Annotated in this window: 20 protein-coding genes; 18 read left to right on the top strand and 2 right to left on the bottom strand. The window is 73.7% G+C overall.

What is annotated here, in order from left to right; translation table 11 throughout:
• The first annotated feature begins 84 nt into the window (after window positions 1-84).
• From ACFOWE_RS17115 to ACFOWE_RS17100, 4 genes are all read left to right on the top strand, one after another.
• A complete protein-coding gene (locus tag ACFOWE_RS17115; RefSeq protein ID WP_377288803.1) occupies window positions 85-1,047 on the top strand; it encodes an ABC transporter permease in 963 nt (320 codons plus the stop codon).
• A 1-nt stretch (window position 1,048) separates the two neighbouring features.
• Window positions 1,049-1,927 carry an ABC transporter permease gene (locus tag ACFOWE_RS17110; RefSeq protein ID WP_377288801.1) on the top strand — a complete coding sequence of 293 codons (879 nt, stop codon included), beginning with the start codon at window positions 1,049-1,051 and terminating at the stop codon, window positions 1,925-1,927.
• Window positions 1,928-2,151: 224 nt separating this feature from the next.
• Window positions 2,152-3,195, top strand: a complete 1,044-nt coding sequence (locus ACFOWE_RS17105) for an ABC transporter ATP-binding protein (RefSeq protein ID WP_377288799.1) — start codon at window positions 2,152-2,154, stop codon at window positions 3,193-3,195.
• Window positions 3,188-3,826 carry an ABC transporter ATP-binding protein gene (locus tag ACFOWE_RS17100; protein ID WP_377288797.1) on the top strand — a complete coding sequence of 213 codons (639 nt, stop codon included), beginning with the start codon at window positions 3,188-3,190 and terminating at the stop codon, window positions 3,824-3,826. Before ACFOWE_RS17105 ends, ACFOWE_RS17100 begins: the two co-directional genes overlap by 8 nt.
• Before the next feature lie 81 nt (window positions 3,827-3,907).
• Here the strand turns inward: ACFOWE_RS17100 and ACFOWE_RS17095 are convergent, their stop codons facing one another.
• Window positions 3,908-4,342: a CBS domain-containing protein gene (locus tag ACFOWE_RS17095; protein ID WP_377288795.1), complete on the bottom strand. Its 435-nt coding sequence runs from the start codon at window positions 4,340-4,342 to the stop codon at window positions 3,908-3,910.
• 231 nt (window positions 4,343-4,573) lie between these two features.
• A complete protein-coding gene (locus ACFOWE_RS17090; RefSeq protein ID WP_377288793.1) occupies window positions 4,574-5,773 on the bottom strand; it encodes a PucR family transcriptional regulator in 1,200 nt (399 codons plus the stop codon).
• Window positions 5,774-5,955: 182 nt separating this feature from the next.
• Here ACFOWE_RS17090 and ACFOWE_RS17085 point away from each other — a divergent pair, with 182 nt between their 5' ends.
• The 14 genes from ACFOWE_RS17085 to ACFOWE_RS17020 all read left to right on the top strand — a co-directional run bounded on the left by ACFOWE_RS17085 (window position 5,956) and on the right by ACFOWE_RS17020 (window position 21,054).
• On the top strand, window positions 5,956-6,780 hold the full coding sequence (locus tag ACFOWE_RS17085) for an ABC transporter ATP-binding protein (protein WP_377288791.1): 825 nt from the start codon (window positions 5,956-5,958) through the stop codon (window positions 6,778-6,780).
• 61 nt (window positions 6,781-6,841) lie between these two features.
• Complete coding sequence (locus ACFOWE_RS17080) at window positions 6,842-7,666, top strand: ABC transporter ATP-binding protein (protein WP_377288789.1); 825 nt, start codon at window positions 6,842-6,844, stop codon at window positions 7,664-7,666.
• On the top strand, window positions 7,663-8,553 hold the full coding sequence (locus tag ACFOWE_RS17075; RefSeq protein ID WP_377288787.1) for a branched-chain amino acid ABC transporter permease: 891 nt from the start codon (window positions 7,663-7,665) through the stop codon (window positions 8,551-8,553). The genes ACFOWE_RS17080 and ACFOWE_RS17075 overlap by 4 nt, the downstream gene beginning before the upstream one ends.
• Window positions 8,546-9,688, top strand: coding sequence for a branched-chain amino acid ABC transporter permease (locus ACFOWE_RS17070; protein WP_377288785.1), 1,143 nt, complete (start codon window positions 8,546-8,548; stop codon window positions 9,686-9,688). Before ACFOWE_RS17075 ends, ACFOWE_RS17070 begins: the two co-directional genes overlap by 8 nt.
• Window positions 9,689-9,693: 5 nt before the next feature.
• Window positions 9,694-10,977, top strand: coding sequence for an ABC transporter substrate-binding protein (locus ACFOWE_RS17065; protein ID WP_377288783.1), 1,284 nt, complete (start codon window positions 9,694-9,696; stop codon window positions 10,975-10,977).
• 130 nt (window positions 10,978-11,107) lie between these two features.
• Complete coding sequence (locus tag ACFOWE_RS17060; protein ID WP_377288781.1) at window positions 11,108-12,526, top strand: aminopeptidase P family protein; 1,419 nt, start codon at window positions 11,108-11,110, stop codon at window positions 12,524-12,526.
• A 203-nt stretch (window positions 12,527-12,729) separates the two neighbouring features.
• Entirely contained in the window at window positions 12,730-13,587 is an 858-nt protein-coding gene (locus tag ACFOWE_RS17055) for an MlaE family ABC transporter permease (RefSeq protein ID WP_449301214.1), read from the top strand.
• Window positions 13,587-14,453, top strand: coding sequence for an ABC transporter permease (locus tag ACFOWE_RS17050; RefSeq protein ID WP_377288779.1), 867 nt, complete (start codon window positions 13,587-13,589; stop codon window positions 14,451-14,453). Before ACFOWE_RS17055 ends, ACFOWE_RS17050 begins: the two co-directional genes overlap by 1 nt.
• A 5-nt stretch (window positions 14,454-14,458) precedes the next feature.
• A complete protein-coding gene (locus tag ACFOWE_RS17045) occupies window positions 14,459-15,475 on the top strand; it encodes an MCE family protein (protein WP_377288777.1) in 1,017 nt (338 codons plus the stop codon).
• 5 nt (window positions 15,476-15,480) lie between these two features.
• The gene (locus ACFOWE_RS17040; RefSeq protein ID WP_377289179.1) at window positions 15,481-16,536 is read left to right on the top strand and encodes an MCE family protein; all 1,056 of its coding nucleotides are present in this window, start codon (window positions 15,481-15,483) and stop codon (window positions 16,534-16,536) included.
• Window positions 16,537-17,562 carry an MlaD family protein gene (locus ACFOWE_RS17035; protein ID WP_377288775.1) on the top strand — a complete coding sequence of 342 codons (1,026 nt, stop codon included), beginning with the start codon at window positions 16,537-16,539 and terminating at the stop codon, window positions 17,560-17,562. It abuts the gene before it with no gap.
• Window positions 17,559-18,656, top strand: a complete 1,098-nt coding sequence (locus tag ACFOWE_RS17030) for an MCE family protein (protein WP_377288773.1) — start codon at window positions 17,559-17,561, stop codon at window positions 18,654-18,656. Before ACFOWE_RS17035 ends, ACFOWE_RS17030 begins: the two co-directional genes overlap by 4 nt.
• Complete coding sequence (locus ACFOWE_RS17025) at window positions 18,653-19,681, top strand: MCE family protein (RefSeq protein ID WP_377288771.1); 1,029 nt, start codon at window positions 18,653-18,655, stop codon at window positions 19,679-19,681. The genes ACFOWE_RS17030 and ACFOWE_RS17025 overlap by 4 nt, the downstream gene beginning before the upstream one ends.
• Window positions 19,678-21,054, top strand: a complete 1,377-nt coding sequence (locus tag ACFOWE_RS17020) for an MCE family protein (protein WP_377288769.1) — start codon at window positions 19,678-19,680, stop codon at window positions 21,052-21,054. The genes ACFOWE_RS17025 and ACFOWE_RS17020 overlap by 4 nt, the downstream gene beginning before the upstream one ends.

The raw sequence follows: 21,054 nt of genomic DNA, 5'->3' as shown, positions 1-21,054 counted from the left end.
CCCGATAGCGCCCCCCACGGTGCCCCCGATAGCGCCCCCCACGGTGCCGCCCTCCGCCGGGGCACCGGAGCGGCGATCGCGCGCATGGTCGCCTGGCGGGCGGCCTTCGCCGTACCGGTGCTGCTGGCGGTGACGGCCGGCATGTTCGCCCTGGCCAAGGCCTCGCCCTTCGACCCGGTCCGGCAGTACCTCGGCGACCGGGCCGTGGTCACCGACCCGGCGGTGGCCGAGCGGATCCGCGCCAACTGGGGGCTCGACCGCCCGGTCCTGGAGCAGTACGCCACCTGGCTCGGCAACCTCCTCGGGGGCGACCTGGGCGAGTCCCGCTCGCTGCACCTGCCGGTCGCACAGGTGATCGCCGAGCGGCTGCCGTGGACGCTGCTGGCCACCTCCGCGGCGATCGTGCTGATGCTGGCCGGGAGCCTGGTGGCCGGCACGGCCGCCGCCCGGTGGCGCGGCTCCTGGGTCGACCGGCTGATCACCGGGGGCGTGCTGGCGAACGAGGCGGCCCCGGTGTTCTGGCTCGGCCTCCTGGCGATCTGGGTCTTCTCGGTGAAGCTGGGCCTGCTGCCCGCGGGCGGCCTGACCGACGCGGCCTCGGCCACCGTGGAGCCGGGCGACCTGGCCGCGCACATGGTGCTCCCCGTCACGGTCCTGGCCGTCTCCCAGTCGTCGTGGCTGGTGCTGTACGTGCGCGAGTCCGTCATCGGCGTGCTGCGCGAGGACTTCGTCGTCGGGGCCCGCGCCCGCGGCCTGCGCGAGCGCACGGTGCTGCTGCGGCACGCGCTCCGCTCGGCGCTGCTGCCCTTCCTCACCCTGCTGGGCGCCCGGGTCCCGGAGCTGGTGACCGGCGCGATCCTGGTGGAGACCGTCTTCTCCTGGCCGGGCGTGGCCTCGGCCTCGGTGCAGGCGGCCCTGGCCGCGGACTTCCCGCTGCTGGCCGCGCTGACCCTGCTCGGCACCCTGGCCGTGCTGGGCGGCAACCTGCTGGCGGACGCCGCCTACACCGTCGCCGATCCCCGCGTGCGCACCCTGGGGGTGAGCTGACGTGGCCTCCTCCCCACGCCTGAGGACGGGTCTCCGCGCCCGGAGGGAGGCGAGGACCGCGCCCCGGTGGCCGGTGCGCCTGGCCGCCGCCGTCCTGGCGGTCCTCGGCCTGGCGGTGCTGCTCGTCCCGCCGCTGGCCCAGCTCGACCAGCAGCTGGTGGACCTGCGCTCGGCCGGCCTGCCGCCGTCGGTGGAGCATCCGCTCGGCACCGACCAGGTCGGCCGGGACGTGCTGCTCCGCTCGGTCTACGGCCTGCGCGTGTCGTTCCTGGTCGGCCTGGTGGCCGCGCTGGTGAGCATGGTGATCGGCGGCCTCGTGGGGTTGCTCTCGGGCAGCCTCGGGGGCATGCCCGACCGCCTGATCATGCGCTCCGTCGACGGCCTCGCCTCGGTGCCGCACCTGCTGATGGGCATCTTCATCGTGGCGATGTTCTCGCCGAGCCCGGTCGCGGTGGTCGTCTCGGTGGGCGTCACGCACTGGGTCACGGCCGCCCGCATCGTCCGATCCGAGGTGCTCTCGCTGCGCTCCCGGCCCTTCGTGGAGGCGGCGATCTCCGGCGGGGCGGGCCGGCTCCGGGTGGTCCGCCGCCACCTGCTGCCCCACCTCGCCCCGCACCTGCTGCTGGCCACCGTGCTGATGATCCCGCACGCCATCTGGCACGAGACCGCGCTGAGCTTCCTGGGGCTCGGTCTGCCCCCGCACCTGGCCTCGCTCGGCAACATGATCAACGACGGGCAGCACTCCCTGCTCGCCGGCGACTGGTGGTCCAGCCTGGCGCCCGGCGTCTTCATCCTGGTGCCGACCCTGGCGGTGAGCGTGCTCGCCCAGCACTGGCGCGACCGGCTCACCCCCCGACTGCGATCGGAGCTGACGCTGTGACCACTCCCCGCTCCGAAGGCCGGGGCATCCTCCGCGAGGCCCCGGTGACCGGAACCGTTCCCGCAGGCCGGGCCGCCGCGACCCGGCCGCAGGACCGCGAGCAGGCCCGGGGCACATCCCCGGACACGGCCCCGGGCACAGCTCCGGGCACAGCTCCGGGCACAGCTCCGGGCACAGCTCCGGGCACGGCCGCGGACGCGCCCGCCGGAGGCCGCCGGCTCAGGGTGGAGGGGCTGACCGTCTCCTTCCGGCTGCCCGGCGCGACCGTGCGGGCGGTCGGCGGCGTCGACTTCGAGGTGCGCCCCGGCCGGTGCCTGGCGCTGGTGGGCGAGTCGGGCTGCGGCAAGTCGGTGCTCGCCCACGCGCTGCTCGGGCTGCTGCCGGGCAACGCCGAGGTCTCCGGGCGGGCGTGGCTGGAGCAGGAGGGGCAGACGCTGGAGCTGCTCGGCGCCCCGCAGGCCGTACTCGCCCGGCGGGTGCGCGGGCGGGCGGTCGGGCTGATCCCGCAGAGCCCGGCCACCCACCTGACCCCGGTGCGGACCGCGCGGGCGCAGCTGGAGGAGGCGCTGCGGGAGCTCGGCCACCCGCGGCCGCGCGAGCGCGCCGACGAGCTCGCGCTCCGGCAGGGCCTGCGCCCGGCCGACCTCGACCGCTACCCGCACGAGCTGTCCGGCGGCATGGCCCAGCGGGTGGCGAACGCGATGGCGCTGGCCGGGGATCCCTGGCTGGTCCTGGCCGACGAGCCGACCGGCGGGCTGGACCGGCCGCTGGTGGACCGGGCGATGGACGCGCTGCGCGAACTGTGCGACGAGGGCCGCGCCGTACTGCTGATCACCCATGACCTGCGGGCGGCGGAGCGGGTCGCCGACGACCTCGCCGTGATGTACGCCGGGCGCCTGGTCGAGACCGGTCCCGCCGCCCGGGTCCTGGACCGGCCGCGCCACCCGTACGCCGCGGGGCTGGTGGACGCCCGGCCCGACCGGGCGTTCGTCCCGATCCCCGGCATGCCGCCGGAGCTGACCCGGCTGCCGGACGGCTGCGCCTTCGCGCCGCGCTGCGCGTCGGCCGACGCCGCCTGCGCGGTGCCGCCGGCTCTGGAGGACGGCGTGGCCTGCCATCACCCCGGCCCCCACCGCGTCTCCCGCGGCCTGCCGGGCGACGACCCCGCCCTGACGGGCGCGAGCCGCGCGGCCGGCGGCCCCGCGGCCCGCGGCCTCTCCGGCCGTGACCGCGCCCGGGAGGGCGGCCGGGAGGGCGGCCGTGCTTGAGGCCCGGGACGTCACCGTCCGGTACGGCCGGCAGACGGTGCTGGAGGGCGTCTCGCTCTCCGTCGAGCCCGGGCGGGTGACCGGCCTGGCCGGGCCGAGCGGCTGCGGCAAGTCGACGCTGGCGCGGGTGCTGGCGCTGATGCTCCGCCCGTCGGGCGGCACGGTGGTGCTGGACGGACAGGCCGTGCGAGGGTGGCGCCAGCGGGCGCCGCGGGCGCAGCGCGTCTCCGTCGCCCTGCTCTACCAGCAGCCGCGCCTGGCGGTGGACCCCCGCCTCACCCTGGCCGAGATCATCGCCGAGCCGCTGGCCGCGGCGGGACGGGCGGACCCGGACCGGGTGGACGCGCTGGCCGCCGGGACGGGTCTCACCCCGGATCTGCTCACCCGCCATCCGCACGAGGTCTCCGACGGGCAGCTGCAGCGGGCGTGCGTGGCCCGCGCGCTCTCCCTGGAGCCGCGCTATCTGGTCTGCGACGAGATGACGACCATGCTGGACGCCTCCACCCAGGCGCACCTGGTCGCGGTCGTGGAGGCCTACCGGGAGCGGAGCGGGGCGGGCGTGCTGGCCGTCAGCCACGACGACGCCCTGCTCGCCCGCTGGGCGCACCGCCGGGTGGACCTGGGGGGCTGAGCCCCGGCGCGGCCGGGAACGGCGTGCGGCGGGCGCCGTTCCCGGAGCCGGGCTGCGGCCCGCCCGGCCCACGCCCCGCGGTTACGCCCGGCGGTGCAGGTAGTCGACCAGGGAGGCCTTCTCGGTCTCCAGCATGTCGATGCTGCTCTTGACGACGTCGCCGATGCTGACGATGCCGACCATGCGGCCTCCGGAGACCACCGGCAGGTGCCGGATGCGGCGGTCGGTCATGGTCCGGCGCAGGTCGTCGACGTCGTCCTCCGGCGTGCAGGTGTGCACGTCGGTCGTCATGATGGACGAGACGGGCCCGTCGAGCACCCGGGCGCCGCGGTCGTGGAGGTGCCGCACGATGTCGCGCTCGGAGACGATGCCCGTGATCGACGCGCCGTCCGGTGAGACCACCACGGCGCCGATGTTGTTGTCCGCCAGGACGCCCAGCAGCTGCGTGACGGTCGTGTCCGGGTGGACGGTCGCCACGTTGGTTCCTTTTGCCTGAAGTATCCTGCCGATCAGCATTGGCACCACCTCGGTTCAGCCTGGCTCGGGGGGTATCCCTCTAAGGTGCCCCGGCGCGCCCGCGCCTAAGCGCCCGCCGCGGCAAACACCTGTCCCCGGGCGTCCGCCTCGGCACGCACCCGTCCTCCGGCGTGCACCGCGGCGCACGCCGGAGTGCGCACAGGCCTCAGGCGACGGACCCAGGCGACGGACCCAGGCGACGGACCCAGGCGACGGACCCAGGCGACGGACTCAGGCGACGGACAGCAGCCGGACGGCGTCGAGGGCCAGGGAGAGCTCGACGATGTCCAGCGGCCTGGCCAGGGAGCGGCCGGTGAGCTGCTCGATCCTGCGGATGCGGTTGAAGACGGTGTTGCGGTGGCAGTAGAGCTGCCCGGCGGCGCGCATCGCCGACCCCTCGCAGCGCAGCCACGCCTCCAGGGTGCCGAGCAGCACCTCGCGGTCGGCGGGGTCCAGGTCCAGGACCGGCCGGAGCACCGCGGCGCTCAGGTGTCCGGCGAGCTCGGGCTGGCTGACCACCAGCGCGGCGGGGAGCCGGTCCTCCAGCCGGGCGATCTCCGGCCCCTCCCCCGTGCAGGTCCGCAGGGCGAGCTCGGCCAGCCTGCGGGCGCGGCCGAGCTCGGCCAGGCCCTCGACCACGGGGCTGATCCCGGCGCAGCCGGTGACGTGCGGGCGCAGCGCCTCGGTCAGCTCCTCCATCCCCCGGTCGTGGAGCAGGGCGACCGCCACCTCGTAGTCGGGGCGCATGCGCCACAGCAGCCGGACGTTGCCCAGGCCGGCCGGGCGGGACTCGTCGTCTGTCTGGCCGCCCCGCCCGGGCAGCCGGGTGATGACGACCGCGTAGCGGCCCAGCTCCGGCAGATCGAGCGCGGCGGCGGCGCTGCGGACCAGGGCCTCGTCGGCCCGGTCCTCCAACAAGGCGTCGAGCAGGGCCTGGACCCGCTCGTTGGTCCGGCCGAACAGCTCGGCCTCCCTCCTCCGGTAGGACTCCGCGGCGGCGATGGCCTGCCGGTCGACGGCGTGCCACACCTTGGTGGCGCTGCGGATGAGCAGCGGGAGGCTGTCCGGCTCCTCCTCGGCGATGACGCCGACCAGTCCGTCCCACATCACCTCGGCGGAGATCCGGTAGCTGCGCAGCAGCGAGTCCATCGGCAGCCCCTGCTCGGCGCGGCGCCGGGCGGTCTTCTCCGCCTGCTGCACGTCCCGCCGCTCCGGCCGGGGCAGCAGGATCGCGCCGATGCCGGTCTCCATGGCCTCGTGGACGCTCTGCCAGTGGTCGTCGGTGGGCACCATCCTGCGGTAGGCCTCGTCGGTGTCGCGCGTCTTGGCCACGAGCTCGTCGGTGAGCTCGTGGAGGCGCTCGAGCAGCCGGCTCGCGGCCAGCCGCATGATCCTGCGCACCTCGTCGTCGGTCGCGGTCCGGATCCCCATCTGGCCATGGTGACCCCGCACAGCGAGCGGAACAAGGTTCTGTTTCGTTTCGTGATCCTCGGTTGTGCTGGAGCACAACCCGCGCCGTTCCCCCGTGGGCGTGCGCAGCGACTTCACCCCGCCCTCTGGACGCGGGTGAACGACCTGGGTTGGGTGCGTTCATCGGTTGTCAGGAGGCATACATGAACGTCCACGACCCCCGGCCACCCGGAGCCTCCGGGCTCGCGGTCAGGGATCTGGCGGTGAACTACGGCCCCGTGACGGCCCTGCGCGGAGTCTCCCTGGACGTGCCGCGCGGGGCGGTCGTGGCGGTGCTCGGCGGGAACGGCGCGGGCAAGTCCACCCTGCTGCGCGCCGTCTCGGGAACGCTCCGCTTCCAGCGGGGCGGCATCACGGCGGGCGAGATCGGCTTCGACGGCGCGACGCTGTCGACGGCGAGCACCTCCGCCGTCGTCGCGCGCGGCGTCGTCCAGGTGCCCGAGGGGCGCCGGGTCTTCGCGCGGATGACCGTGGAGGAGAACCTCCGGGCCGGCGCGCTGGGGGCGCGGGACCGCAGGGCCGCTGCCGAGGCGCGGGAGCGGGTGCTCGAGCTCTTCCCGGTGCTCGCCGAACGGGCCCGGCAACGGGCGGGCCTGCTGTCGGGCGGGGAGCAGCAGATGCTCGCCATGGGCCGCGCGATGATGGCCTGCCCGCAGCTGCTCCTGCTCGACGAGCCCACGCTCGGCCTGGCGCCGCTGATGGCGGCCCGCATCGCCGAGACCGTCCGGGAGATCAACGCGCAGGGCACGACGGTGCTCCTGGTGGAGCAGAACGCCGCCCTGGCGCTCTCCCTCGCCTCCCACGCCTACGTCCTGGAGGTCGGCGAGGTGGTGCTGTCCGGCCCCGCCGCCGAGCTCGCCGCCAGCGACGAGGTGCGCCGCCGCTACCTGGGCGTCGGCGACGACACCGAGGCCCTGCCGGTCGGCGGGCCCTCGCGGCGCCCCGCGCTGAGCAGGTGGCCGGCTTGACCTCCTTCTCTCGCACGTCCCCTCCCACGTCCCCCCGCACGGCACCTTTCTGGCGGTCCGCATGAGCGATACATACCAACCGGACGGTACGGAACCGTCCATCCCCCGGCTGGAGGTGCGCGACGTCACCGTCCGCTTCGCCGGGCTCACCGCGCTCGACGCGGTGAGCTTCACCATCGAGCCGGGCAGCGTGCACGCGGTCATCGGCCCCAACGGCGCGGGCAAGTCCACCTGCTTCAACGTCCTGTCGGGGGTCTACAAGGCCACCTCGGGCAGCGTGCGGTTCGGCGAGGCGGAACTGACCGCCCTGCCGCCGCACCGCATCGCCGCCCTGGGACTGGCCCGCACCTTCCAGAACATCGCGCTCTCGCCGCGCCTGTCGGTGCGCGACAACATGATGCTGGGGCGGCACCGGCTGACCCGCGCCGGGTTCGTCGCCGCCGGGCTCCGCCTGCCCTCCGCCCGCAGGGAGGCCGCCCGGCACAACGCCCGGGTGGAGGAGATCGCCGCCTTCGTCGGCCTCACCGAGCGGTTGGACGCGCCCGTCGGCCTGCTCCCGTACGGCGTGCAGAAGCGGGTCGAGCTGGCCCGGGCCCTGTGCATGGAGCCGAGGCTGCTGATGCTCGACGAGCCGGTGGCCGGCATGAACGGCGGCGAGCGGCGCGACATGGCCGAGCTGATCATCGCCGTCCGGGAGAGCCTCGGCATCTCGGTCCTGCTGGTCGAGCACGACATGGGGATGGTGATGCGCCTGGCCGACGCCGTGACCGTCCTGGACTTCGGCAGGTGCATCGCCGACGGCCCCCCACAGGAGGTCCAGAACGATCCCGAGGTCATCCGGGCGTACCTGGGCGCGACGAGCGAGACCGAGGAGGCCGCGTCGTGAGCACTTTCATCGAACTGCTGGTGAGCGGGATCTCCGTGGGCGCGGTCTACGCGCTGATCGCCCTCGGGTTCGTCGTCATCTTCAAGGCGACCGAGGTGGTGAACTTCGCGCACGCCTCACTGCTGCTGGTCGGCGGCTTCGTCGTCGCCAAGACGCACCCGCTGGTCGGCTTCTGGGCCGCGCTGCTGCTCGGCGTCGCCGCCGCGGCCGTCCTGGGCGCCCTGATCGAGTTCGTGGTCATCCGCCGGGCGAACGTGATCTCGCACAGCGTGCTGGCGATCGTGACCATCGGCGTCGACCTCATCCTGGTCACCGAGCTGACCCGGCAGATCGGCACCGACGTGCTCGCCCTCGGCGACCCGTGGGGCAGCCAGGTGCTCCAGCTGGGATCGGTCAACATCCCGGTGACCCGGATCGCCGCGCTCGTCGCGGCGGGCGTCGTGATCACCGCGTTCCTGCTGGCGTTCAAGTACACCAGCTGGGGCATCGCGATGCGCGCCACCGCGGAGGACTCCGAGACCGCCGCCCTGATGGGCGTGCGGCGCGGCCGGGTCTCGATGGGGGCCTGGGCGGTCGCCGGGGCGCTGGCCGCCGTCGCGGCGCTGTTCATGTGCATCTTCCCCACGCCCGGACTGGACCGGAACGTGACGGCCGCCGCGATGAAGGCCTTCCCCGCGGCGATCCTCGGCGGCCTGGACTCCACCAGCGGGGCGCTCGCCGGCGGGTTCATCATCGGCATCACCGAGTCGCTGGTCGGCGGCTACCAGGAGGAGCTGGCCTTCCTCGGCCGGGGGCTCGGCGACGTCGCGCCCTTCCTCGTGATGGTCGTCGTCCTGCTCATCCGCCCCGCCGGGCTGTTCGGCACGAAGGAGCTGGCCCGTGTCTAGCCTTCGAGGAACGAACCGGACCGCGTCCAGGACCGTCACCGTCGCCTGGTGGATCGCGGTGGCCGCCGGAGTCGTCATCGCGCCCTTCTACCTCGACGCCATCTGGCTGCAGGACGGGCTGTTCGCGATGGCGGCGGCGATCGGCGCCATCGGCCTCAACCTGCTGACCGGCGCCACCGGCCAGCTCTCCATGGGCCACGCGTTCTTCCTCGCGGTCGGCGCCTTCGGCTACGTCTACTTCGCCTCCGAGCCCGGCGAGGAGTTCGGCGGCCTGGGCCTGCCGACCCCGCTGGCGGCCGTGCTGGCGGTGCTGCTGGCGGGCGTCGCGGGAGGCGTGTTCAGCCCCATCGCGGGCCGGCTGAAGGGCGCCTACCTCGGCATCGCCACGCTGGCGCTGATCTTCATCGGCCACTTCGTGATGAGCAACGCCACCCCCGTCACGGGCGGCCACAACGGCCGGCCGGTGCCGCCCATGGAGCTGTTCGGGTTCGCCTTCACCGACACGCCCGAGCCCCTGGTGGTCGCCGGGGTGCCGTTCGGCGCGCTGGAGCGCCTGTGGTTCCTCGGCGTCGCGGCGCTGGTCTGCGCGGGGCTGTTCGCCCGCGGCGTGCTGCGGGGCCGCCCGGGCCGGGCCATGAACACCATCCGCGACCACGAGATCGCGGCGGGGGTGATGGGCGTGCCGGTGACCCGCTACCGCGCCGGCGTCTTCGTGCTCTCGTCGATGTACGGCGGGCTCGCCGGCGTGCTGATCGCCCTGGTCTTCCGGCAGACCGTGCCGGACTACTTCAGCCTCATCCTGGCTCTGTCCTACCTCGCGATGATCATCATCGGCGGTCTCGGCTCCGTGGCGGGGGCGGTGGTCGGCGCGTTCTTCGTGTCGATGCTGCCCTCGCTGTTCACCCGCTACAGCGACGCGCTCCCACTGGTCGCCCCACCCGGCCAGGAGGGGATCGGAGCCGCCGAGGCCGCCCAGATCCTGTACGGCCTGGCCGTGGTGGTCGTCGTGCTCTTCCTCCCCGGCGGCCTGTTCGGCCTGTTCACCCAGGCGCGCCTCCGCCTCACCCGCCGGACGCCGTCGGCCTCGCCGGCGCAGCCCTCTCTCACGCCCACTCCCGAAGCAAGGAACGGATGACCGACATGTCAACCTCACGCACGTCCTCCCGAGGCTCCCGCGCAGTCGCCGCCCTCGCGCTGCTGGCCCTGGCCGTCACCGCGTGCGCCAGCGACAAGGCCACCGGCGGCGGGAGCGGCCCGGCCGCCTCCGGCGACGGGGTGAAGACCGGGCCCGGCGTCACCGCCGAGACGATCACGATCGGCATGATGACCGACCTGACCGGCCCCTACGCCTCCTTCGGCAAGAGCCTGACCAACGCCCAGCAGCTCTACTTCGAGCAGGTCAACAAGGCGGGCGGGATCTGCGGGCGCCAGATCGAGTCGATCGTGCGCGACCACGGCTACGACGTGCAGAAGGCGGTCGCCGCCTACACCGAGATCGGCCCCAAGTCGGTCGCGCTCGCCCACGTCGTCGGCTCGCCCATGGTCAACGCGATCAAGCAGCGCCTCGAGACCGACCAGATGCTCACCATCCCGCAGGCCTGGGCCACCCACCTGCTCGGCAGCGAGCCGATCCAGGTCACCGGGACCACCTACGACATCGACATGATCAACGGCGTCGACTACCTGGTGAAGGAGAAGGGCGTCAAGTCCGGCGACAGCATCGGGCACCTGTACTTCGAGGGCGACTACGGCGAGACCGCGCTCAACGGCTCCAAGTTCGCCGCGGAGAAGCACGGCCTGAAGCTCGTGGAGCAGAAGATCAAGGCGACCGACCAGGACATGACCGCCCAGGTCGCCGCCTTCAAGAAGGCCGGCGTCAAGGCCGTGCTCGTCTCCGTCGGCCCCCGTCAGACCGCCTCCCTCGTCGGCGTCGCCCTGGCCGGCGGCATGAAGGTGCCGTTCCTCGGCAGCAACTCGGCCTACTCCCCGCAGCTGCTGCCGACCCCGGCGGGCCCGGCGCTGCTGGCCGCCTTCGAGTACGTCACGGCGGGCGCCCCGATGAGCTCGGACCTGCCGGGCATCAAGAAGCTGGGCGAGGACTACAAGGCCAAGTACCCGAACGAGGCCATCGACAGCGGCGTCGCCTCCGGGTACCTCGCCGCCGGGATCGTCGTGGACGCGCTCAAGAAGGCCTGCGAGGGCAAGGACCTCACCCGGGCCGGCGTGGTCAAGGCGCACCGCACCCAGAGCGCCTGGGGCGAGCAGTACGGCGGGGTCATGGACTTCACCGCCTTCGACAAGCCCGCCTCGCTCCGGTCGTACGTCGTCAAGCCGGACAAGGACGCCCTGGGCGGCGCCGTCGTCGTGAAGGAGCCGTTCACCGCCGACATCGTCGGCGAGTACCAGGTGCCCTCGGGCGGCTGATCCGCGACAAGCCGCGCCGTACGGCCCGCGTCCCCTCCTGCGCGGGCCGTACGGCGCACGCGGCCCGCACCGGATCCCCGCCCGGCCCGTGGCCTCCCGGCCCCGCCGGCCCGGGCCGTATCCTTCGGGGGTGACCGACAAGCTGAACACCGGCAGCCACGACCTGCCGGTCTCCGACGCGCTGGCGGCCTTCATGGCGACCGGGTGGGCCGACACCCACCGCGCCGGCCTGGCCCCGCTCCCGCTCGCGGCCTACACGGCCAAGCGGCGCGCGACGCTCGCCGCCCGTTTCCCCGGCGAGCGGCTGATCATCCCCTCCGGCACGCTGAAGGTCCGCAGCAACGACTGCGACTACCGGTTCCGCCCGCACAGCGCCTTCGCCTACCTGACCGGCGACCAGGAGCCCGACGACGTCCTGGTCGTCGAGCCGTCCGGGGAGGCGCGGCTCTTCCTGCGCCCGCGCTCGCCCCGCTCGGCGCCGGGCGCGGCCGGGCAGGAGTTCTACCGCGACCGCCGCTACGGCGAGTTCTGGGTGGGCCGCCGCCCCGACCTGGCCGAGGCCGAGGCGCTCTACCAGGTCGCCTGCGCGCCGATCGGCGAGCTGGAGCGGGCGCTCGGCGGGCCCGCCCGGGTGCTGCGCGGCGTGGACGCCTCCGTCGACGCCCGGGTCTCCCCGCACGACGACGACGCCGAGCTGGAGACGTTCCTGTCCGAGATGCGGCTCGTCAAGGACGAGTGGGAGGTCGCCGAGCTGCAGCGCGCGGTGGACATCACCGCCCGGGGCTTCGAGGACGTGGTGCGGGCGCTGCCGAGGGCGCTGGCCGAGCCGCGCGGCGAGCGCTACCTGGAGGGCGTCTTCGGCCTCCGCTCCCGCCTGGAGGGCAACGCGACCGGCTACGACAGCATCGTGGCCTCCGGCGCCAACGCGTGCGTGCTGCACTGGATCCGCAACGACGGCCGGCTGCACTCCGGCGACCTGCTGCTGATGGACGCCGGGGCGGAGACCGACGACCTCTACACCGCCGACATCACCCGGACCCTGCCCCTGTCGGGGCGCTTCAGCCCGGTCCAGCGCCAGGTCTACGAGCTGGTCTACGAGGCGCAGAACGCGGCCATCGCCACCCTGCGCCCGGGGGCGCGCTTCCGCGACTTCCACCTCGCCGCCATGCGGGTCATCGCCGAGGGCCTGCACGACTGGGGCGTGCTGAAGATCAGCCCGGACGAGGCGATGGAGCCGGACAGCGGCCTGCACCGCCGCTACACCCTGTGCAGCAGCGGCCACATGCTCGGCCTGGACGTGCACGACTGCGCCCGGGCCCGCGCGGAGGCCTACCTGGACGGCGTGCTGGCCGAGGGCCAGGTGCTCACCGTCGAGCCGGGCCTGTACCTGCAGCCGGACGACCTGACCCTCCCGCCGGAGCTGCGCGGCATCGGCGTGCGCATCGAGGACGACCTCGTCGTCACCGCCGACGGGGCCCGCCTCATGTCGTCCGGGCTGCCCCGCCACCCGGACGAGGTCGAGCGCTGGATGGCCGGCCTGGCGGGCTGAGCGCCGGGCCGTACGGGACCCCGTCGAGCGCCGGGGGCGGGCCGCGCGGACCGTCCGGCGGCCGGGAAAATGTGAGGCCCTGACAAGTCCCCGCCGGGGCCTCATACCTTTCGCGCAAATTCCGCACGAAGCATCGACTTACTGGACAAGGCGTCATTAGCGTGACTGGTCCAAGGTCGTAGCCGCGGAATCCGAGGTGGTCGATGGCCGACGCCACACAGGGCGCCACGCGGGGAACCTCCAGGGGCGCGGGCGGCGCCGGGGTGATCGGCGGGATCGGCGGGCGGCTCGTCCGCACGGGCACCACCGCGCTCGGCCGGATCGGCGACATGTCGGTGCTCGCCCTCGAGGGCTTCCGCCGCACCTGGGCCGTGAACAGCTGGTTCTGGGAGTTCGTCGAGCAGTGCTGGTTCCTGGCCCGCGTCACCAGCCTCCCGGTGCTCCTCGTCTCGCTCCCGCTGGGGGCGACCGTCGCGCTGCAGGTCGGTGACCTGGCCTGGCAGCTCGGCGCCTCCTCGGCCACCGGCGGCGCCGTCGTGGTCGGCCTGGTCCGCGAGGTCGCGCCGATGGCCTCGGCGCTGCTCATCGCCGGCGCCGGCGGGTCGGCCATGACCTCCGACATCGGCGCCCGCAACATCCGCGACGAGCTGGCCGCCATGGAGGTCATGGCGGTCAACCCGATCCACCGCCTGGTCACCCCGCGGCTGTGGGCGGCGAGCACCGTGGCGGTGCTGCTGGTCCCGCTGGTCATCGTGGCCGGGGCGGCCGGCGGCTACTTCTTCAACGTGATCGTGCAGGGCGTCACCCCCGGCGCCTACTTCGACGGCGCGACCTCCCTGCTGGTCACCAGCGACCTGCTGGTCACCCTGCTGAAAGCGTGGATCTTCGGCTTCATCGCGGCGATCATGTCCTGCCACTACGGCATGACGTGCCAGACCAGCCCCGTCGGCGTGGGCCGCGCGGTGAACCGGTCCACGGTCACCACGTTCCTGCTGGTCTTCGCCGTCAACTACGTGATCACGATGATCTACTTCCTCGCCTACCCGCCGAGGACGCTGTGATGGCGGCCGTACCGGGCGTGCGCACCGCCGGCCGGCGTGCCTACGACGCCCTCGCCGACGGCGCGGAGCGGCTGGCCGGGCTCTCCGACTGGCCGGTCTTCCTCGCGAAGGTCGTCTTCTACTCCGTCCGGGACATCGTCTTCCGGGCCAGGTTCACCAAGGTCGTGCTCCGCCAGGTCAGCGACGTCGTGGTGGGCGTCGGCGCGACCATCATCGGCGGCGGCATGATCTTCGTGACGTTCACGATGGCCTTCGCGGTCGGCGCCACCGTCGGGCTCCAGGGCTACCAGGGCCTGCAGGCGATCGGCGCGGAGTCGTTCATCGGCCTGGTGGGCAGCTTCGCCAACGTCCGGGAGATCACCCCGATCATCGCGGCGGTCGCGCTGGCCGCCCAGGTCGGCTCGTCGTTCACCGCGGAGCTCGGCGCGATGCGGATCTCCGAGGAGATCGACGCGCTGGAGGTGATGGGCATCAACGCCTTCACCTACCTGATCTGCACCCGGGTGGTGGCCGCGCTGATCGCGCTGATCCCGGTCTATCTGATCGCGCTGTTCGCCAGCTTCTTCGCCACCCGGCTGATGTGCACGGTCCTGTTCGGCATGGCGCCGGGCGTGTACGACTACTACTTCTACCTCGGCCTGCCGACGATCGACATCGTCTACAGCGTGGCCAAGGTGGTCGTCTTCGCCTTCGCCGTGATCAGCATCCACTGCCGCTACGGGTTCAACGCCACCGGCGGCCCCGTCGGCGTGGGCGTCGCGGCCGGGCGGGCGATCCGCCAGTCCATCATCACCGTCGTCCTGCTCAACCTGCTGCTGTCCTACCTGTTCTGGGGCGGCGGCAGCAGCACGCCGCTGACGGGGTGACGTCCATGACCCGAGACGGCCTCTCCCTGCCGGTCCGGCTCGCGATCTCGCTGGCCGTGATCGTCTCCGTCGCCGCGGCCCTGGTCCTGGTCGTGCGGGGCGCCTCCGAGGTGAACGGCACGCGGCTGTCGGCCGCGTTCGGCCGCTCCGGGCAGGGCCTCGACGCCAACTCCCCCGTCAAGATCCGCGGGATCACGGTCGGCGGGGTCAGCGGGGTGACCCTGGACTCCGCCGGCCGGGCCGTGGTCTCCCTGTACGTCGACCCCGGCGTCAAGGTGCCCGAGACCGTGACCGCGGTGATCGAGCCGACCTCGGTCTTCGGCCCCAAGTTCGTCAACCTGGTCCCCGGCGACGGGGAGGCGGGCGGCCCCTTCCTCGGCGACGGCGCCGTCATCACCCGGACCGAGGACCCGGTGGACCTGTCGGACTCCCTCGGCGACGCCTACGAGGGGCTCGGCGCGGTGGACCCCGCGGACGTCACGACCATCGTGCACACCCTGGGGCGCGCCCTGGACGGCAAGGGCCCGCAGCTGCGCGAGCTCCTCGACGGCGCCGGCGAGGTCGTCGGCGTCGCGCACCGGCGGCGCGGGGAGTACACCCGCTTCATCGGCGACGCCGCCGCGCTGAGCGGCGCCCTCGCCGACAGGGGCGACGAGCTGGTGGGCATCACCGCCGACGTCAACGCGCTGACCCCCGGACTGCTGGAGCGCGCCGACAAGGTGCGGGCGCTGCTGCGGGAGTTCGACGAGGTCTCCGCGCTGACCGCGCACGGGCTGCGCTCGCACCGCGGGGACGTGCGGGCCGCGGGCACCTCCGCCGAGCGCGTGGTGAACCTGCTCTACGCCGACCTCGGGATCGCCGGTGACGGCATCCGCGGGCTCAACACCCTGGTCGCCGAGCTGAACGACCTGATCGGCGGCCAGGGCCCGGACGGGGCGAACCAGCTGAAGATGGCCGCCTACATCCACACCGACCTGTGCACGCTCTTCGTCGGCGCCTGCGGGCCGGAGAACGGCAGGTGAGCGAGATGACCCGGTCCAGGGAGCAGATCCGGCGGCGCTGGACGCTGGTCAAGCTCACCGCCTTCCTCGCGGTGACCGTCACGCTGATCACCCTGATCGGGGCGGAGATCGCCCGGGTGGGCGGCGGCGACACCTACGGCCTCGTCGCGGTCTTCGACGACGTCTCCGGGCTCCGCCCCGGCGACGAGGTGAAGATCGCCGGAGCCCCGGTCGGACAGGTCGACGGGATCGAGGTGGCCGGTGGCAGGGCGGAGGTGACCCTGAGCGTGCGGACCTCGGTGCGGGTGCCCTCCGACACCGCCGCGGCGGTCCGCTGGCGCGACACGATCGGCCGGCGCGTGGTCTACCTGGAGCCGGGGACCGCCAGGGACACGCTGGCCGACGGCGCGCGGATCCGGCGGACCAGCTCGGTGGTGGACATCGGCGACCTGGTCAACGACCTGGGCCCGCTCACCCGCAGCCTGGACCCCGAGCAGATCAACCGGCTGCTCACCGCGGCGGGCGAGGCGCTCGACGGCAACCAGGAGAACATCCCGCGCCTGGTGGACGACCTCGGCGACCTGACCTCCACCGTCGCCGGGCGCAAGGAGACGATCAAGGGACTGCTGGAGGACTACGCCACGGTGACCGACGCGATCTCCCGCCGGGACGAGCAGATCTCCCGGCTGGTGGACAACCTGGTCGAGCTGACCGGCGCGTTCGCCCGCAACCAGAAGCTCGTCGACGAGGCCCTGGTCGAGCTGTCCGCCACGGCCCGCGTCACCGACCGGGTGCTCGGCGACAACGCCCGCGAGTTCGGCCGGGTCGTGGACAACGCGAGCCGCCTCACCCGCGGCGTCCGCCGCAACCTCGGCCGCGTCGAGAAGGTGCTGGACACGCTCACCCCGCCGCTGCAGCGCTCGTTCCAGGTGACCGGCCGCGGCCACTTCGTGACCACGGCGGTGCCGTGCGTGGCGCTCGGCCCGCTGCCCTGCCCCTACCCGATGGACAAGCCCCCGCCGCTGCGCTCCGTCAAGCTGACGTCCGCGAGCGGCCTCAAGCGCGTGCTGGTGGGGCCCTAGATGGCGCTCAAGTCCTTCCGCGACCGCAACCGGCTGGCCGTCGGCGCGGTGTCCGCCGCGACCCTCGCCGTCGTGCTGGTGGCCACCTTCCTCGTCGGCAACCTCGGGCTGCTGGAGGGCGGCTACACCATGTCGGCCGTCCTGCCGGACGCCGCCGGCCTGCGCCCGGGCAACGAGGTGCGGGTGGCGGGCGTGCCCGTCGGCGAGGTCACCGGCGTGCGCGCCGACTACGCCCGGGGCCACGTCGTGGTGACCTGGAAGGTGGACGACGGCATCAGGCTCGGCCCGCAGACCCGCGCCGAGATCACCCTCTCCAACCTGCTGGGCGGGCGCTACATCAAGCTCACCGGGCCGGTCGCCCGCCCCTACATGGACGAGCTGCCGCAGGAGCGGCGCCTCATCCCGATGGAGCGGACCAGCACCCCGACGCTGGTCACGGACGCGCTCAAGGACGCGACCCGGCTGGTGGACCGGCTCGACACCGAGGCGGTCGACAAGCTCCTGCGGGAGCTGTCGGAGCTCGAGCCCGCCCCGGAGGGCCGGGTGAGCAGACTGCTCGACGACATCGGCGAGCTGTCGGAGGTCATCAGCGAGAGCGAACCCGAGCTGCAGCGGCTGCTGGACTCCGGCGACCGGGTCATGAAGCTGCTGGACTCCAAGGACGCCGAGATCGACCGCCTGGTCGACTCGATCGAGGTGATGCTGGAGGAGCTGCGGCGCCGCCGCGACGAGCTGAGGACCTTCCTCGGCGACGGCAGCGACCTGGTGAACGGCATCACCACCCTGGTCGCCGAGCACGAGAAGAACCTGATCGCGGTGGTGGACGACGCGAGCGCGATCGCGGGCCGCCTCGACTCCGCCGGCAAGGAGTCCCTCAACTCCGTCCTCGCCTGGGTCGGCCCCACCTTCTCCGGCCTGGCCGCCACCGGCGGGAAGAACCACTGGATCGACGCCATCGCCGTCGGACTCGGCCCGATCAACCCCGAGGTGCTCGGCGCCATCCGCGAGGACAGGGGGAAGCGATGACAGGCTCCGGACGGCACGGGGCGCGGGCGTCCGGCCCGGCCGGGCCAGGCCGTGCGGCGCGCGGAGCGGTCCCGCTGGCCGCGCCGGTGCTGGCGGTGCTGCTGCTGATCGCGGCGGGCGGCTGCTCGCTGCTGCCCGGCACGGCGGCGCCGTACCGGCTGACCGCCTACTTCGCCGCCGCGCCCTCCCTGTACGAGCAGGCCAAGGTGAAGGTGATGGGCCTGGACGCCGGGACGGTCGAGAAGCTCACCATCGAGGGGGACCGGGTCCGCGCGGACCTGCTCATCGACGGCGGCGTGCCCCTCCCCGCCGACGTCCAGGCGATCGTGGCCGCGCAGAACACGCTGGGCGAGCGGAACGTGGTGCTCCACCCGCCGTGGCGCGAGGGCAGGGAGCGGATCGCCCCCGGGGCGGTGATCCCCCTGGAGCGGACCGACCTGCCCGTGGAGATCGACGACGCGCTGGAGGCGTTCACCAAGCTCACCGACGCCCTCGACACCGACAAGGTGGGCGACGTGGCCGGGAACCTGGCCGACAGCGTCCGGGGCCGGGGGGAGCAGATCAACCGGGCGCTGGACGACGCCGCCGCGCTGAGCCGTACCCTCGCCGGCCAGGACGAGAAGCTGATCGAGCTGGCCGGCGGCCTGAACCGGCTCGCGGCCAAGCTGAACCGGCGCGAGAAGCAGGTGGAGACGACCATAGACGCCTTCGCCGAGGCCAGTGCCACCCTCGCCGAGGAGCGGGAGCGCACCCGGCGCTTCATCAGCGGCCTGGCCGACCTGGTGCGCCGCGGCGACGTGCTGCTCGAGGCCTACCACCAGCGCCTGCCGAAGGGCACGGCCTCCCTCGCCGAGCTGGTGCTCACCCTGAAGGTGAACAGCGAGTCCGCGGCCCAGGCGGTCAGCGGGGTCCGCGGGTTCGTCGACGGCGCGGTCATGGCCTGGGACCGGGAGCGGAGCGTGCTCACCTTCCGCCTGGTGCTCAACGCCATGACCCGGGCCTGGCTGACCCCGCTCTTCGACGCGCTGGGCCTGGGCCCGGTGCCGTGCCTGCCGGGCGGGCTGAGCGAGTGCGGGAAGGAGGGGAACGGATGAGCCCGCGGCGCACGGCGGCGGGACGCGCCGGCCTCTGCCTGGCCCTGGCGCTCACCCTGGCCGGGTGCGGCCTGCAGACCCTCGGCGCGCCCTCCGGGGACCTGACCCTGAGCGCGACCTTCGACGACGTGCAGAGCCTGGTCGCCGGGCACAGCGTGCAGATCGCCGACGTGCGGGTGGGCAGCGTCACCGACATCGCCCTGGAGGGCTACCGGGCCAGGGTCACCATGTCCATCGAGGACGGCAACCGGGTGCCCGAGGGCACCTCCGCGGTCGTCGCCAAGACCTCGATCCTGGGTGAGAACTACGTCGAACTCCGGCTGCCCGAGGGCAGGGACATGAACACCGGGCCGTTCCTGGCGGACGGCGCGACGATCGGGAAGACCTCGGTGGAACCCGACATCGAGCAGGTCACCGAGCGGGCCGGGCCGCTGATCGACGCGCTCGGCGCCCAGGACGTGAACGCCGTCCTGGACGCGGCGGCGACCGGCGTCGGCGGCAAGGGCGAGGACCTCAACCGCCTGCTGAGGCAGGCGACCGAGGTCACCTCCGCCTACGCCGAGTCCCGACGCGAGCTGGCCCGCACCGTCGACGCCCTGGCGAGACTCGGCGACGACCTGGCCGCGGGCTCGCCGGAGCTGGAGAAGCTGCCCGGGAACGTCGAGGCCGCCACCGCCCGGCTCAACCACGGCCGCAAGCACGTCAAGAAGACGCTGCGGGAGCTGACGGCGCTGGCCCGCGAGGTCAACGCCACCGTCTATCCCCGGCACGCCGCCCGGCTCCGCACCCTGCTGCGGCGCTTCGACGCGGTCACCTCGTCGATGATGCGCGGCAAGGAGGACCTGAAGGTCCTCGTCGCCCGGTTGCAGCGGTTCATCGACCAGCCGCCGATCGTGGTCAACGGGCAGCTGCTGGCCTACATCTGGATGAAGGGCCTGCTCACCACCGAGCAGCGGGCCGCGTCCCGGCCCCGCACCCCGAACTCGGTGGACGACTTCCGCCTGCTGCTGGAGCCGCCGCGATGAGGAACCGCGTCTGGATCAACCTCGGCTTCTTCGCGGTGCTCGGCGTCGTGATGACCGTGTGGGCGTTCACCAGCGTCATCCGGCTCGACGTCATCGAGCGGCCGTACCGGATCAACGTGGAGTTCGCCTCCTCCCCCGGCCTGGTGCCCGGCTTCGACGTGGCCTACCTCGGCGTGCGGGTCGGCCGGATCGACGGCGTCGTGCTCGCCCCCGGCAAGATCGTGGTGGCGCTGGACATCGACCGGGGAGTGCGGATCCCGCGGGGCGTCACCGCCGAGGTGCGCCGCAAGTCCGCGGTCGGCGAGCCGTACGTGGAGATCTCCCCGCCGGAGAAGCGGACCGCCGGCGGCGACCTGGCCCCCGGCGCCACCATCCCGCTGACCGCCACGTCGGTCCCGCTGGACTACCGGGAGCTGTTCGACGGGGTCGGCAAGCTCCTGGACGCGATGCCCGCCGAGGACGCCCGGACCATCGTGCACGAACTGGCCACCGGGCTGGACGGCCGCACCGCGTCGATCCGCGAGATCGTGGACAACACGCACGACGTCACCACCACGCTCGCCGAGAACACCGAGCTGCTGGACGAGCTGTCGGTGAACCTGACCCGGCTGACCGGCACGCTCGCGGGCAGACGGGAGAAGCTGGCGTCGGGCGTGACCGACCTGGCGTCGGTGACCCGCTCCCTCCGCGGGTCCCGCAAGGAGATCCACGCCTTCCTCGAGCAGGGGCCGTCCTTCTTCCGCCAGGTCGACCACCTGCTCACCACCGCCCGCCCCGGCCTGTCCTGCGCGCTGACCGCGGTGGGCACGAAACCCGGCAGGGTGTTCACCCCCGCGACGCGGGCGCACGTCGGCCACCTGCTGCGGACGGTCCCCACCCTCCGGCTCCTGCTGGACGACGTGACCGAGAAGCACGCCGGAGGCCTGTACGGCAGGGTCACGTTCGTCATCAGCGTCCCGGGCGGCGCCCCGCTCGCCAAGGAGTACGGCAGGCCGCAGGCCAAGCCGGCGGTGCAGGGGCTCCGGTCCTGCCCGGAGCGGGCCGTCCCCGCGGGCACCGGCCGCAGCGACGACGACGAGGACACCGGCCCCCACCCCGGGGACGCCTCCGCGGACGGGACGGGCACGGCCCCGGACGGCGACGCGACACCGGCACCCGACGGGACGGCGGCCGACGGGACCACTGTGACCCCGGAGACCCCGCAGCCGGCGGAGAGCGCCCCCGGCGCCTCGGCGCGGGACGCCTCCGGCGCCGAGCCGCAGAACCTCACCCCCTTCGTCATCGCGGTCCTCGCCGCCGTCGCCGTCTCGGGCGGCGTGCTCGGCTGGATCGCCGTCGGCCGGGCGGCCCGCCGCCGGGAACAGGAGCAGTGA

The organism is Planomonospora corallina (assembly GCF_042650625.1).
Taxonomy (GTDB): domain Bacteria; phylum Actinomycetota; class Actinomycetes; order Streptosporangiales; family Streptosporangiaceae; genus Planomonospora_B; species Planomonospora_B corallina.
Note: the sequence above shows the minus strand (reverse complement) of the source record. Positions and strands in the feature narration are given on the sequence as shown.

Bases quoted from the DNA above. Each gene is read 5' to 3' on its own strand.
- ACFOWE_RS17115 (WP_377288803.1), top strand. From the start codon at position 85: ATGGTCGCCTGGCGGGCGGCCTTCGCCGTACCGGTGCTGCTGGCGGTG.
- ACFOWE_RS17095 (WP_377288795.1), bottom strand. From the start codon at position 4,342: ATGCTGATCGGCAGGATACTTCAGGCAAAAGGAACCAACGTGGCGACC.
- ACFOWE_RS17090 (WP_377288793.1), bottom strand. From the start codon at position 5,773: ATGGGGATCCGGACCGCGACCGACGACGAGGTGCGCAGGATCATGCGG.
- ACFOWE_RS17085 (WP_377288791.1), top strand. From the start codon at position 5,956: ATGAACGTCCACGACCCCCGGCCACCCGGAGCCTCCGGGCTCGCGGTC.
- ACFOWE_RS17080 (WP_377288789.1), top strand. From the start codon at position 6,842: ATGAGCGATACATACCAACCGGACGGTACGGAACCGTCCATCCCCCGG.
- ACFOWE_RS17065 (WP_377288783.1), top strand. From the start codon at position 9,694: ATGTCAACCTCACGCACGTCCTCCCGAGGCTCCCGCGCAGTCGCCGCC.
- ACFOWE_RS17055 (WP_449301214.1), top strand. From the start codon at position 12,730: ATGGCCGACGCCACACAGGGCGCCACGCGGGGAACCTCCAGGGGCGCG.
- ACFOWE_RS17050 (WP_377288779.1), top strand. From the start codon at position 13,587: ATGGCGGCCGTACCGGGCGTGCGCACCGCCGGCCGGCGTGCCTACGAC.
- ACFOWE_RS17045 (WP_377288777.1), top strand. From the start codon at position 14,459: ATGACCCGAGACGGCCTCTCCCTGCCGGTCCGGCTCGCGATCTCGCTG.
- ACFOWE_RS17040 (WP_377289179.1), top strand. From the start codon at position 15,481: ATGACCCGGTCCAGGGAGCAGATCCGGCGGCGCTGGACGCTGGTCAAG.
- ACFOWE_RS17035 (WP_377288775.1), top strand. From the start codon at position 16,537: ATGGCGCTCAAGTCCTTCCGCGACCGCAACCGGCTGGCCGTCGGCGCG.
- ACFOWE_RS17030 (WP_377288773.1), top strand. From the start codon at position 17,559: ATGACAGGCTCCGGACGGCACGGGGCGCGGGCGTCCGGCCCGGCCGGG.
- ACFOWE_RS17025 (WP_377288771.1), top strand. From the start codon at position 18,653: ATGAGCCCGCGGCGCACGGCGGCGGGACGCGCCGGCCTCTGCCTGGCC.
- ACFOWE_RS17020 (WP_377288769.1), top strand. From the start codon at position 19,678: ATGAGGAACCGCGTCTGGATCAACCTCGGCTTCTTCGCGGTGCTCGGC.